12 protein-coding genes are annotated in these 12,357 nt (G+C 68.6%); 5 read left to right on the forward strand and 7 right to left on the reverse strand.

Annotated elements, in window-relative coordinates; translation table 11 throughout:
• Nucleotide 1: 1 nt before the first annotated feature.
• From QE452_RS01130 to QE452_RS01155, 6 genes are all read right to left on the reverse strand, one after another.
• Nucleotides 2-604, reverse strand: coding sequence for a TIGR02466 family protein (locus QE452_RS01130; RefSeq protein ID WP_309658319.1), 603 nt, complete (start codon nucleotides 602-604; stop codon nucleotides 2-4).
• Between the two features lie 58 nt (nucleotides 605-662).
• Nucleotides 663-1,067: a hypothetical protein gene (locus QE452_RS01135; protein WP_309658320.1), complete on the reverse strand. Its 405-nt coding sequence runs from the start codon at nucleotides 1,065-1,067 to the stop codon at nucleotides 663-665.
• 262 nt (nucleotides 1,068-1,329) lie between these two features.
• Nucleotides 1,330-1,521 carry a hypothetical protein gene (locus QE452_RS01140; protein ID WP_125994923.1) on the reverse strand — a complete coding sequence of 64 codons (192 nt, stop codon included), beginning with the start codon at nucleotides 1,519-1,521 and terminating at the stop codon, nucleotides 1,330-1,332.
• A gap of 202 nt (nucleotides 1,522-1,723) precedes the next feature.
• Entirely contained in the window at nucleotides 1,724-2,290 is a 567-nt protein-coding gene (gene pth, locus QE452_RS01145; protein WP_309658321.1) for an aminoacyl-tRNA hydrolase, read from the reverse strand.
• A gap of 97 nt (nucleotides 2,291-2,387) precedes the next feature.
• A complete protein-coding gene (locus QE452_RS01150) occupies nucleotides 2,388-3,014 on the reverse strand; it encodes a 50S ribosomal protein L25/general stress protein Ctc (RefSeq protein WP_125994921.1) in 627 nt (208 codons plus the stop codon).
• Nucleotides 3,015-3,126: 112 nt separating this feature from the next.
• Nucleotides 3,127-4,032, reverse strand: coding sequence for a TraB/GumN family protein (locus QE452_RS01155; RefSeq protein ID WP_309658322.1), 906 nt, complete (start codon nucleotides 4,030-4,032; stop codon nucleotides 3,127-3,129).
• 94 nt (nucleotides 4,033-4,126) lie between these two features.
• Between QE452_RS01155 and QE452_RS01160 the strand changes: the two genes are divergently transcribed.
• The 5 genes from QE452_RS01160 to QE452_RS01180 all read left to right on the forward strand — a co-directional run bounded on the left by QE452_RS01160 (nucleotide 4,127) and on the right by QE452_RS01180 (nucleotide 11,711).
• A complete protein-coding gene (locus tag QE452_RS01160; RefSeq protein ID WP_309658614.1) occupies nucleotides 4,127-4,966 on the forward strand; it encodes a glycine--tRNA ligase subunit alpha in 840 nt (279 codons plus the stop codon).
• A gap of 40 nt (nucleotides 4,967-5,006) precedes the next feature.
• Complete coding sequence (glyS, locus tag QE452_RS01165) at nucleotides 5,007-7,223, forward strand: glycine--tRNA ligase subunit beta (protein ID WP_309658323.1); 2,217 nt, start codon at nucleotides 5,007-5,009, stop codon at nucleotides 7,221-7,223.
• Nucleotides 7,224-7,342: 119 nt separating this feature from the next.
• On the forward strand, nucleotides 7,343-10,033 hold the full coding sequence (ppdK, locus tag QE452_RS01170) for a pyruvate, phosphate dikinase (RefSeq protein ID WP_309658324.1): 2,691 nt from the start codon (nucleotides 7,343-7,345) through the stop codon (nucleotides 10,031-10,033).
• 302 nt (nucleotides 10,034-10,335) lie between these two features.
• Nucleotides 10,336-11,232, forward strand: a complete 897-nt coding sequence (locus tag QE452_RS01175) for a DMT family transporter (RefSeq protein ID WP_309658325.1) — start codon at nucleotides 10,336-10,338, stop codon at nucleotides 11,230-11,232.
• Complete coding sequence (locus tag QE452_RS01180; RefSeq protein WP_309658326.1) at nucleotides 11,229-11,711, forward strand: GNAT family N-acetyltransferase; 483 nt, start codon at nucleotides 11,229-11,231, stop codon at nucleotides 11,709-11,711. Before QE452_RS01175 ends, QE452_RS01180 begins: the two co-directional genes overlap by 4 nt.
• A gap of 51 nt (nucleotides 11,712-11,762) precedes the next feature.
• Here QE452_RS01180 and ppa read toward each other — a convergent pair whose 3' ends face one another.
• Entirely contained in the window at nucleotides 11,763-12,341 is a 579-nt protein-coding gene (gene ppa, locus QE452_RS01185; RefSeq protein ID WP_309658327.1) for an inorganic diphosphatase, read from the reverse strand.
• Nucleotides 12,342-12,357 lie beyond the last annotated feature (16 nt).

Here is a 12,357-nt window from a genome sequence, read left to right on the forward strand (position 1 = left end):
GTCAGCGGTAATTGAAGCTGACGCTGATCCGGTCGCCCTTGGCGGCATTGTCTACGACTGCGTGACGCAGCCAGCTTTCCCAGAGCAGCACGGTGCCGGGCATGGGCGTCACCGTCTCGAAGGTGCGCATCCCCTCGGCCGCGTCGGCGCGGCGGGGCGGGGCGGCCATCAGCATCGGCAGGCGCGGGTCCTCCAGCTTCAGCCCACCCGCGCCCGCCGGCATCGCGACATAGAGCGTGCCCGACACGACGCTGTGCGGATGGATGTGCGCGGCATGATGGCCGCCGGGCTTGAGCAGGTTGACCCACAGGCTGTCGAGCTTGAGCTTGCGACCGGCGAGGTCGAAGGCGCAGGCCTCGGCGAAGCGGGCGACATGCTTGTCGAGCTTGCGCTTGAGATCGGCGAAGACGGGATCGCGCATCGGCAGGTCGTCGAGCGAGGCGTAGCTGGTATAGCCGCGATAGCCATGGTCCTTGCACCAGCGGCGGCCGGCGCGATCGTCCTCCGCCAGCGCGCGGACGCTATGCTCCAGTTCCTCGATCAGCCCGGCATCGCCGAGATCGTCCTGGTAGAGCAGGGTGGGGAAGAGCGTGCGGATCGTCATGGTCGCCCGCTTGACGCGAAGCGCCGTGTTTCGTCAATCACCCTTCCCCATGGGCGGATCAGTCGAGCGCGACGAAGCCCGTGCCGACGATGCGGACCATCGCCGCGACGATGCGGCGCGCGCTGGCATCGTCGACCAGCCCGGCGGCGGCGGCACGCGCGGCGGCGATGCGGTCGGCGCGGACGAGTCGCCACAGGCCGAGCATCACGGCCTCGGTCTCCGATACCGTGGAATGGCAGGGGCGCTCGAACACCAAGGTCTCGGTCGATCCCTGGTCGAGATCGCGCATCAGCGAGTCGAAGGTGCGGGCGACGACCGGGCCGCCATGATCCGTGAAGCCCGCCGGGACCGTCGGTGCGGCTCCTGCCAGCGTCAGGGCATGCACCCAGCGCCGGGTTTCATCGAGGACGACATGTTCGAAACGGGGCAGGTCGGCGACGGGGCGGTCGATCAGATCGTACATGCACGCACTCGCTAATGAGAATGCCTCTTAGTAAGAGAAGCCGGTGGGGGTGTCAAATGGGGATGTGACGACCGGGCGCAGGAGCGAGGCGGTTCGACCTGGATTTCGCGCCATGTTTTCAACGACCATCAGGCCATTCCGACAGAGGGTGGAGATGGAGGGGCGGGTCCACGTCGCCACGCGCCATCACCGGCGCACAGCAAAAGGCCGGCCGCGACGGGAGTCGCGACCGGCCTTTGCATTCAGCCAGAATAGGCGCGGATCAGGCCGCGGCCGCCTCGAAATGGCCGCACCAGTCATTCGCCTCGACCTTCGGCCAGACGCCAGCGGCGTCGCCGCTCGGCTGGCTGATCGGCGGGTTGTAGCGGCACAGGCCGAGCTGCTCGCTCGAAGCCTCGGTGTCGAAGAACTTGCACTTGGCGCAGGCGGCGGCGCCGGCAGTGGTGAGAGCCATGATGAGTCTCCTCGTTAGATGTTGAGCGGTCGTTGTTTGCTGAAACGGCAGTTACGCCCGCAAAGTTCCCGGATCAACATAAATCAACAGTTGCGAAACACTCTCACCCAAGCTGCAAGTAACTCTCAAATCTATCGGCAAGATGCAATTCGCTCGCATGTACGACGATGCTTTTCTGCGAGCGACTATCATTTGCGCAATGTCACCCCAGGCGCAGCGCGACATCGTTCATGAAGCGCACGTCGTCGCCTTCGGCCAGCCGACCCGCTTCGGCCGCCACCGCGCCGAGGAGGTCGGACAGCGCATCCATCTCCGCCTTGGCGAAATTGCCCAGCACATGGCCGGTGACGCGATCCTTGTGCCCCGGATGGCCAATGCCCAGCCGCACGCGGCGATAGTCCTGGCCCAGATGCTGGTCGGTCGAGCGCAGGCCGTTATGCCCCGCCGCGCCGCCGCCGGTCTTCACCTTGACCTTGAAGGGGGCGAGGTCGAGCTCGTCATGGAAGACGGTCAGCGCCGACAGGTCGAGCTTGTAGAAGCGCAAGGCCTCGCCGATCGACCGGCCGCTGTCGTTCATGAAGGTCGCGGGTTTCAGCAGCAGGATCTTCTTGGTCCCGATGCGGCCTTCCTGCGTCCAGCCCTGGAACTGTTTCTTCACCGGGCCGAAATCATGCAGCGCGGCGATCGCGTCCATCGCCATGAAGCCGATATTGTGCCGGTGCAGCGCATATTGCGCGCCAGGATTGCCCAGCCCCGCCCAGATCTGCATCGCCCGTCTCCCCAGATGAATAAGCGCTCGAAACGAAAAGGGGCAGGGGAGCGTCGCCGCCACCCTGCCCCCGAAAGCGTGGGAGTGGGGAAGGGGCTCAGCCCTCCGCGCCACCCTCGCTGACGCCAACGCCCGCCTCGGCATCCGCAGCCTCGTCGGCGGCGGTCGGGACGGTCGGCGGCACGATCGTGGCGATCGCGAAGTCGCGATCCTCGATCGCCGGCTGCGCGCCCTTGGGCAGCGTCACGTCGGAGATGTGGATCGAGTCGCCGATCTCGCGGCCCTTGAGCGACACGGTCAGCTCGGTCGGGATGCTGGCGGCATCGACCACCAGCTCGACCTCGTGACGGGTGATGTTGAGCACGCCGCCCTGCTTCAGGCCACGGCAGTCATCCTCGTCCGCGAACACGACGGGCACGGCGACCGTGACGGTCGAATGCTCGCCGATGCGCAGGAAGTCGACATGCGTCGGACGGTCGGTGACGGGGTGGAACGCCACGTCCTTGGCCAGCGCGCGCTGACCGTCGACCATGATGACCGAGGTAAAGAAGTGGCCGGTCATCAGCGCCTTGGTCAGGGCCTTCTCCTCGAGATGGATCGAGGTCGGCTCCTTGTTCAGGCCATAGACGACGGCGGGGACGCGGCCGTCACGACGCAGTGCACGAGAGGCTCCCTTGCCAACCCGGTCACGCGTCTCGGCGGCGAGCGTAATGGTGTCGCTCATTGATAATCTCCAAGAACAGGTGTCTTCCGCGCCACGCCTCCAGGGATGACCATGGCCGGAAGCGGGCGCGCATAGCGGGGCGCGCCCGAAAAGGCAAGGTTGCGGCCGCCGCTCAGTAGCGGATGCGCTGCGCCTTCACCCCCAGCCGGGCGAGCTGCGCCTGCACCGAATCGGGCCCGGCCAAGTGGCCCGCGCCGACCGCCACGAACACGGTGCCGGGTTTCGCCATGCGATCCTTGATCCACTGCGCCCAGCGCTTGTTGCGGTCGACCAGCAGCACCTTGGCGACCTCGGGCGAGTCTTTCAGGCTGTCGTTCATCTCGGCGGCCAGCGCCTCGGGCTTGCCGCCGGCCCAGTCGTCGACCATCCGCGTCATCTGGTCGGCGACGGTCGGCAGTTCGTCGACGGTGCTTTCCAGGAACTGAATCTGCGCTTTGTCCGACAGGCCGCTGAAATAGCCGAGCTGCTGCTCCGCCGTCTCCAGCCCGGTGACCGGCTTGTGCGCCGCCTTGGCCGCCTCGGTCAGCACCGTCTCCGGCCCGTTCGCCGAATCGTAGCCGAGCTTGGAGAGCGGCGCGATCGACAGCTGCGTCGCCGCCAGCCAGGGCTTGTAGCGGTCGAGCGCGTCGGCGGGCAGGCCGAGATCGGTGACGGCGCGGCGGAAGGCGGCCTGCTTGCCGGCGGGCAGCCGTTCGCCGAGCGGCGGCGTGCCGGGCGCGGCGGTGCCGGTCGCCTGGACCAGCGAGGCCATCGCCGCCGGATCGGGCATCACCAGTTCCAGCTTCAGCTCCTGCGACCGATCGAACGCGGTCTTCACCGCCTCGTCGAACCAGGTGAGGCCGGGCTTCAGCACATGGATGGTGCCGAACAGATAGATGGTGGTGTCCTTGTCCTTCACCACCCACAGCGCGGGATCGGCATCCTGCGCGGCGGCGGCGGCCTTGGGCGTCTGCGCGCAGGCGGGCAGCGACAGGGTGAGGGCGATCGCGGTGAGCGCGGAGGCGAAGGAGCGTAGCATCGCGGGCCGATGTAGTCGCCCATGCTGCTGCTTGCCAGACCACGCCCCATTCGCCAGAGACGCGGGCGTGACCCAGCCTCTTTCCTTCCAGCGGATGATCCTCGCGCTCCATGATTACTGGAGCGAGCGGGGATGCGTGATCCTCCAGCCCTATGACATGGAAATGGGGGCCGGCACCTTCCACCCCGCCACCACGCTGCGCGCGCTGGGGCCGGACCGGTGGAACGCCGCCTTCGTCCAGCCCTGTCGCCGGCCGACCGACGGCCGCTATGGCGAGAATCCTAACCGGCTCCAGCATTACTACCAGTATCAGGTGATCCTGAAGCCCAGCCCGCCCGATCTGCAGGACCTGTATCTCGGCAGCCTCGCCGCGATCGGCGTCGACATGACCAAGCACGACATCCGCTTCGTCGAGGACGATTGGGAGTCGCCGACGCTCGGTGCCTGGGGCTTAGGTTGGGAGGTCTGGTGCGACGGGATGGAGGTGACGCAGTTCACCTATTTCCAGCAGATGGGCGGTTTCGACATGAAGCCGGTCGCGGGCGAGCTGACCTACGGCCTCGAACGCCTGGCGATGTACATCCAGGACGTCGACAATGTGTACGACCTGCGGTTCAACGACGCGGGCGTGAGCTATGGCGACGTGTTCCTGGAGAATGAGCGCCAGATGTCGACCTGGAACTTCGAGGTCGCCGATACCGACACGCTGTTCGACTCGTTCCGGAAATCGGCGGCGGAGTGCGAGCGGAGCCTGGCGGCGAAGCTGCCGATCGCGGCCTATGAACAGGCGATCAAGGCCAGCCACACCTTCAACCTGCTACAGGCGCGCGGCGTGATCTCGGTCGCGGAGCGCCAGGCCTATATCGGCCGCGTCCGCGACCTCGCAAAGGCGAGCTGCGCGGCGTGGATGGAGAAGAACGGGTGGGCGGCATGATGGCCCTTCCGCGCGACCTCAAGATAGTGATCCGGACAGCATGACCGACTTCCTTCTCGAACTCCGCTCCGAGGAAATCCCCGCGCGGATGCAGGCCAAGGCGCGCGAGGATCTGGCGCGGCTGTTCGCGGCCGAACTCGCCAAGGCCGGCCTGTCCGCCGGGGCGCTCACCACCTATGCGACGCCGCGCCGGCTCGCCCTGATCGCGCGCGACCTGCCGCACGCGACCGAGGCGGTGTCCGAAGAGGTGAAGGGCCCGCGCGCTTCCGCCCCGCCCCAGGCGCTGGAAGGCTTCCTGCGCAAGACCGGCCTGACCCGCGAGCAGCTGGTCGAGCGCGACGGCGTGCTCTTCGCGATCACCGAACGCCCCGGCCGCGCGACGGCGGCGGTGCTGGCGGAAGCGATCCCGGCGATCATCCGCGCCTTTCCCTGGCCCAAGTCGATGCGCTGGGGCGATGCCTCGCTGTCGACCGAGAGCCTGCGCTGGGTGCGCCCGCTGCACGGCATCATCGCGCTGTTCGGCGAAGAGATCATCGCGACCGAGATCGCCGGCATCGTCTCGGGCGCGGCCACCTATGGCCACCGCTTCCACCATCCGGGTCCGATCACGATCGGCTCGGCCAACGACTATGTCGAGAAGCTGCGCGCCTGCCATGTGCTGGTCGACCAGGACGAGCGTGCCGCGATCATCCGCAGCCGCGCCGCCGCGCTCGCCACCGAGGCGGGGTTGCAACTGGTCGAGGACGAAGGGCTGGTCGCCGAGAATGCCGGGCTGACCGAATGGCCCGTACCGCTGCTCGGCCGGTTCGACGCCGACTATCTGTCGGTGCCGCCCGAGGTGATCCAGCTCACCGCGCGCGTGAACCAGAAATATTTCGTCTGCCGCGACGTCGGCACCGGCGCGCTCGCCAACGCCTTCGTCTGCACCGCCAATATCGAGGCGAGCGACGGCGGCGCGAAGATCGTCGAGGGCAATCGCAAGGTGCTGGCGGCGCGCCTGTCCGACGCGCGCTTCTTCTACGACACCGACCTGAAGGTGCCGCTGGCCGACCAGACCGCGAAGCTGGAGCGGATCGTCTTCCACGAGAAGCTGGGCAGCGTCGCCGACAAGGTCGATCGCGTGGCGAAGCTGGCGCGCTGGCTGGTCGAGGAAGGCGTGGTCGGCACGCCTGACCTCGCCGACCAAGCGGAGCGCGCGGCGCGGCTGGCCAAGGCCGATCTGGTCACCGGCATGGTCGGCGAGTTCCCCGAGCTTCAGGGCCTGATGGGCGGCTATTATGCCGCCGCGCAGGGCGAGGATGCGGCGGTCGCCGAGGCGGTGCGCGATCACTACAAGCCGGTCGGGCAGGGCGACGACGTGCCGACCGCCCCGGTCACGGTGGCGGTGGCGCTGGCCGACAAGCTGGACACCATCGCGACCTTCTTCGCGATCGACGAGAAGCCGACCGGATCGAAGGACCCGTTCGCGCTTCGGCGCGCGGCGCTCGGCATCATCCGGCTGATCCAGCAGAACGGCCTGCGCGTCGCGTTGATGCCGCTCGCGGCGCAGGCGGCGTGGCGCTCGCCGGTCGGGCAGCCGTTGCGGCCCGAGGTGCAGGCGACCCGGTTCATGCAGCAGCTGATGCGGACCATGGCGATGGAGCCCGCCGTCGCCACCGACGCCTTCCGCCAAGTGATCGGTCAGGCCGATGCCGCCTATGCGCGCGCGTTGGACGGCCGGTTCGAGACCAGCCGCACTGTCGGCCTTGCCGTGCTCGACTTCTTCGCCGACCGGCTCAAGGTGCAGCAGCGCGAAGCCGGCATCCGTCACGACCTGATCGACGCGGTGTTCGCGCTGGGCGGCGAGGACGATCTGGTCCGCCTGCTCGCCCGCGTCCATGCGCTGCAAGCCTTCATCCGGACCGAGGACGGCGTGAACCTGCTCGCCGGCTACAAGCGTGCCGCCAATATCCTGAAGAAGGAAGGGCATGAGGCACCGACCGGCGCGGCGATGACCTACACGCCCGAGCCGGCGGAGGCGGCGCTGCTCGCCGCGCTCGACACGGCCGAGCCGGCCGCCGCGCGGGCGGTGGCGGCGGAGGATTTCGAGGCGGCGATGGCCGCGCTCGCCAGCCTCCGCGCGCCGATCGACGGCTTCTTCGACTCGGTGACGGTCAACGACCAGGATGCGACGAAGCGCGCCGCCCGGCTCGACCTGCTCGCGCGGGTGCGGGCGGCGGTCCACACCGTCGCCGATTTCGGCAAGATCGAGGGCTGATCCCGAGGAGGGACGATGGGACCGGTACCATCGTCCCTCGTCCCCGAATGGGGAGCAAATCGCTCTTGTCACCGTTACCCCCCTCTGCAATGCATACGTATGCAAAGAGGGATGTGACGATGGCCACCGCGTTGAAGCCGACTGTTGACGACCGTTACGTATATCGCTTCGGCGGCGGCGTGTCCGATGGCGGGTCGGGGGACAAGAACCTGCTGGGCGGCAAGGGCGCCAACCTGGCCGAGATGGCCTCGATCGGCCTGCCGGTGCCCCCGGGCTTCACCATCTCCACCGCCATGTGCACGCGTTACTATGACGAGGGGCAGCAATTCCCCCAGTCGCTGCGCGACGAGGTGGCCGAGGGTATCGCGCATATCGAGGGGATCACGGGCAAGGTCTTCGGCGATCACGACAATCCGCTGCTCGTCTCGGTCCGCTCGGGCGCGCGCGTGTCGATGCCCGGGATGATGGACACGGTGCTGAACCTCGGCCTCAACGACCAGACGGTCGAGGGGCTGGCCCGCGCCGCCGGGGACGAGCGCTTCGCCTGGGACAGCTATCGCCGCTTCATCCAGATGTATGCCGATGTCGTGCTGGAACTGGATCACGGCGCGTTCGAGGAAGCGCTGGAGATCGCCAAGGAGGATCAGGGCTTCACGCTTGATACCGAGCTGAGCGCCGGCGACCTGAAGGCGCTGGTCGTCGAATATAAGAAGCTGGTCCGCGCGCAATGGGGCAAGGATTTCCCCCAGGACGTGCACGACCAGCTCTGGGGCGCGGTCGGCGCGGTGTTCGGCTCGTGGCAGTCGGAGCGCGCCAAGGTCTATCGCCGGCTGAACGACATTCCCGCCAGCTGGGGCACCGCCGTCAATGTGCAGGCGATGGTGTTCGGCAATATGGGCGAAACCTCGGCCACCGGCGTCGCCTTCACGCGCGATCCGTCCAAGGGCGACCGCGCCTATTATGGCGAATTCCTGATCAACGCGCAGGGCGAGGATGTCGTCGCTGGCATCCGCACGCCGCAATATCTGACCCGCGCAGCGCGCGAGGAGGCGGGGGCCAAGCCGCTGTCGATGGAAGAGGCGATGCCGGAGGTCTATGGCGAACTCGCCCGCGTCTTCGACACGCTGGAGACGCATTATCGCGACATGCAGGACATCGAGTTCACGGTCGAGAAGGCCAAGCTCTGGATGCTCCAGACCCGCTCGGGCAAGCGCACCGCCAAGGCGGCGCTGAAGATCGCGGTCGACATGGCCAATGAAGGCCTGATCACCGAAGAGGAAGCGGTGGCGCGCGTCGATCCCGCCGCGCTCGACCAGTTGCTCCATCCGACGCTCGACCCGCAGGCGAAGCGCGACGTGATCGCCAAGGGCCTGCCGGCGTCGCCGGGTGCGGCGTCGGGCAAGGCGGTGTTCGACGCCGACACCGCCGAGAAGCGCAATGCGGCCGGCGAGGCGGTGATCCTGATCCGCACCGAGACCAGCCCGGAGGATATCCACGGGATGCACGCGGCGCGCGGCATCCTGACCGCCCGCGGCGGCATGACCAGCCACGCCGCCGTGGTGGCGCGCGGCATGGGCCGCCCCTGCGTCTCGGGCGCGGGCAGCATCGCCATCTCCGCCAAGGACAAGGTGATGCGCGTCGGCGGGCGGGAGATCCGCGAGGGCGACGTGCTGACCATCGACGGCGCGACCGGCGAGGTGATGGCGGGCGAGGTCGCGACCGTTCAGCCCGAACTGGCCGGCGACTTCGCGACGCTGATGGTCTGGGCGGACAAGGTGCGCCGGCTGAAGGTCCGCGCCAATGCGGAGACGCCGCTTGACTGCAAGACCGCGCGCGAGTTCGGTGCGGAGGGCGTCGGCCTGTGCCGGACCGAGCATATGTTCTTCGACGCCGGCCGGATCACGGCGGTGCGCCAGATGATCCTGGCCTCGGACGAGAAGGGCCGCCGCGCCGCGCTCGACCGGCTGCTGCCCGAACAGCGCAGCGACTTCGCCGAGATCTTCACGGTGATGGCCGGCCTGCCGGTGACGATCCGCCTGCTCGACCCGCCGCTGCACGAATTCCTGCCGCATGAGGAGGCGGAGTTCGCCGAGGTGGCGCAGGCGGCCGGCATTGATGTCGACACGCTCAAGCGCCGCGCCAACGAGCTCCACGAGTTCAACCCGATGCTCGGCCATCGCGGCTGCCGGCTGGGCGTGACCTATCCCGAAATCTACGAGATGCAGGCGCGCGCGATCTTCGAGGCGGCGCTCGACGTCGCGGCGGAGAGCGGCGCGGCCCCGATCCCGGAGGTGATGATCCCGCTGGTCGCCACCAAGCGCGAGCTGGACCTGATGAAGGCGGTGGTCGACCGCGCGGCGCAGGCCGTGTTCGCCGAGCGCGGGACGGAGGTCGAATATCTGGTCGGCACGATGATCGAGCTGCCGCGCGCGGCGCTGATGGCGGGTGAGATCGCGGAGACGGGCGAGTTCTTCTCCTTCGGCACCAACGACCTGACCCAAACCACGCTGGGCGTCAGCCGCGACGACGCGGCGCGCTTCCTGGGCGCTTATGTCGAGCAGGGCATCTATCCCAAGGACCCGTTCGTCAGCCTGGACGTGGAGGGGGTCGGCGAACTCGTCCGCCTCGCCGCCGAGCGGGGCCGGGCGACCCGGCCCGACATCAAGCTGGGCATTTGTGGCGAACATGGCGGCGACCCGGCCTCGATCGGCTTCTGCGAGCAGGTCGGCCTGGATTACGTCTCCGCCTCGCCCTACCGCGTGCCGATCGCGCGACTGGCGGCGGCGCAGGCGGCCTTGAAGGCGCGATAAGGGGGCGTTCCGCGCGAGGACGGGGAGGGGGGCTCTTGCGGTGCTGCCCCGCCCTTCCCAAACGCTCAGCTGTTCCCCGGCGAGGCCGGGGCCCAGTTGGGGGACGATGGTGACGACGCGCAGCGCTCCATTACGACCACCTCTCCACCTGGGCCCCGGCCTTCGCCGGGGAACAGGAAGGGGAAAGGGGAGGTGCCGGGGAATGCCTCAAGCGGGCGGCAAGAGCGCGCCCCTCGCATCCTCGCATGTCCGCCCGAACCAATCGCTTCCCGCCACGACCGCCGCACCCTACAGCCACAGCCATGACCCAGGCCGCTCCCGCGTTCGTCTTCGCCGTTGCGGCGCTCGGCATCGGTGTGTTCTCGGTGATGGACGCGGCGATGAAGATGCTGGTCATCGCCATCGGCGTCTACAACACCATGCTGTGGCGCTCCTTCGGCAATGTCGCGATCGGCCTCGGCCTGTGGAGCCTGGGCGGCCGGCGGCGGCCCAGCGGCCGGGCGCTGCGGCTGCACGGCGCGCGCGGGCTGGTCACGACCGGGATGGCGCTGCTGTTCTTCTGGGGCATCGCCCGGGTGCCGCTGACGCTGGCGGTGTCGATCGGCTATACCGCGCCGGTGATGGCGCTGCTGCTCGCGGCCCTGGTGCTGAAGGAGCGGATCGATTGGCGCGCGCCGATCGCCAGCCTGGCGGCGCTGGCGGGCGTAGGCGTGATCCTGGCTGGGCAGGCGCGGGGCGCGGCGCCACCGGACGCCTGGTGGGGCGCGGCGGCGATCTTCGCCTCCGCGATCCTCTATGCGGTCAACCTGATCCTGGCGCGGTTGCAGGCGCTGGCGGCGGGGCCGGTCGAGGTGGCGCTGGTCCAGTCGGTGGTGGTGCTGGCGGCGCTGGGGTGCGCCGCGCCATGGCTGGCGGTGCCGCCGCCCGCTGCGCTGTGGCCGATGATCGCGCTGGCGGCGGGGTTGGGGTCGATCTCGATGCTGCTGCTCGCCTGGGCCTATGCGCGCGGATCGGCGAGCTATCTGGCGAGCAGCGAATATACCTCCTTCGTCTGGGCGGCGGCGCTCGGCTGGCTCGTGTTCGGCGAGCGGGTGTCGGTCTGGACGCTGGCCGGGGCCGGGGTGATCGTCGCCGCCTGCCTGTTCGCGGCGCGACGGCGTGACGTGGCGGCGACCGCGACGTTACAGAGCCAGACATGACCCATCCCCTGATCCGCCCCGCCCGGCCCGCCGATGCCGCGACCATCCTGCGCTTCATCCGCGATCTCGCCGCGTTCGAGCGGGAACCCGATGCGGTGGAGGCGACCGAGGAAATGCTGAGCGAGGCGCTGTTCGGCGCGCATCCGGCGGCGGAGGCGGTGATCGCGGAACAGGATGGGCAGCCGCTGGGCTTCGCGCTGTTCTTCCGCAATTTCTCGACCTGGACCGGACGGCGCGGCCTGTATCTGGAAGACCTTTACGTCACGCCGGACGCGCGGGGGCGGGGGATCGGCGGTGCGTTGCTCCGCCATCTGGCGGGGATCGCGGTGGCGCGGGGATGCGCGCGGTTCGAATGGTCGGTGCTCGACTGGAATGCGGAGGCGATCGCCGTCTATCGGCGGATCGGCGCGGTCGGAATGGAGGATTGGACGGTGCAGCGCCTGTCGGGCGAGCCGTTGCGGCGGCTGGCGGCGGGCTGACACGCAAAAGCCGCTCCCCGGCACGGTCGCCGGGGAGCGGACGGGACGGCGTTACTCGCGACCCGGAACGTCGTGGTCGTGCGGCTCCTCGCCGGCGGCCTTGGCGTCGTCATAGCGCTCGATCGCCTCGCGGACGATGCGGCGCGCTTCCTCGGCGTCGCCCCAGGTGCCGATGCGCACCCACTTCTTCTTCTCCAGGTCCTTATAGTGGGTGAAGAAGTGCTCGATCTGCTGGAAGACGATCTCCGGCACGTCGTCGCGACCGCCGACGTTCGAGTAATAGGGGAAGACCTGGTCGACGGGCACGCAGACCAGCTTCTCGTCACCGCCGGCTTCGTCTTCCAGGTTCAGCACCGCGATCGGCCGGGCGCGGACGACGCAGCCGGGCACGAAGGGCGAGCGGGCGATGACCAGCGCGTCGAGCGGATCGCCGTCCGGCGACAGCGTGTGCGGCACGAAGCCGTAATTCGCCGGATAGCGCATCGGCGTGTGCAGGATGCGATCGACGAACAGCGCACCCGACGCCTTGTCGAACTCATACTTCACCGGCTCGCCACCGGTCGGCACTTCGATGATGACGTTCAGGTCGTCGGGCGGGTTCTTGCCCACCGGGATCAGGTCGATACGCATGGATTTTCCCTGTGAA

The sequence above is a fragment of the Sphingomonas sp. SORGH_AS_0438 genome (assembly GCF_031453475.1).
GTDB lineage: Bacteria > Pseudomonadota > Alphaproteobacteria > Sphingomonadales > Sphingomonadaceae > Sphingomonas.

What these genes read in the sequence shown, in the direction of transcription:
- ppdK (WP_309658324.1), top strand. Translation starts at nt 7,343, where the DNA reads ATGGCCACCGCGTTGAAGCCGACTGTTGACGACCGTTACGTATATCGC.
- QE452_RS01160 (WP_309658614.1), top strand. Translation starts at nt 4,127, where the DNA reads ATGATCCTCGCGCTCCATGATTACTGGAGCGAGCGGGGATGCGTGATC.
- QE452_RS01175 (WP_309658325.1), top strand. Translation starts at nt 10,336, where the DNA reads ATGACCCAGGCCGCTCCCGCGTTCGTCTTCGCCGTTGCGGCGCTCGGC.
- QE452_RS01155 (WP_309658322.1), bottom strand. Translation starts at nt 4,032, where the DNA reads ATGCTACGCTCCTTCGCCTCCGCGCTCACCGCGATCGCCCTCACCCTG.
- QE452_RS01130 (WP_309658319.1), bottom strand. Translation starts at nt 604, where the DNA reads ATGACGATCCGCACGCTCTTCCCCACCCTGCTCTACCAGGACGATCTC.
- pth (WP_309658321.1), bottom strand. Translation starts at nt 2,290, where the DNA reads ATGCAGATCTGGGCGGGGCTGGGCAATCCTGGCGCGCAATATGCGCTG.
- glyS (WP_309658323.1), top strand. Translation starts at nt 5,007, where the DNA reads ATGACCGACTTCCTTCTCGAACTCCGCTCCGAGGAAATCCCCGCGCGG.
- QE452_RS01150 (WP_125994921.1), bottom strand. Translation starts at nt 3,014, where the DNA reads ATGAGCGACACCATTACGCTCGCCGCCGAGACGCGTGACCGGGTTGGC.
- QE452_RS01180 (WP_309658326.1), top strand. Translation starts at nt 11,229, where the DNA reads ATGACCCATCCCCTGATCCGCCCCGCCCGGCCCGCCGATGCCGCGACC.
- QE452_RS01140 (WP_125994923.1), bottom strand. Translation starts at nt 1,521, where the DNA reads ATGGCTCTCACCACTGCCGGCGCCGCCGCCTGCGCCAAGTGCAAGTTC.
- QE452_RS01135 (WP_309658320.1), bottom strand. Translation starts at nt 1,067, where the DNA reads ATGTACGATCTGATCGACCGCCCCGTCGCCGACCTGCCCCGTTTCGAA.
- ppa (WP_309658327.1), bottom strand. Translation starts at nt 12,341, where the DNA reads ATGCGTATCGACCTGATCCCGGTGGGCAAGAACCCGCCCGACGACCTG.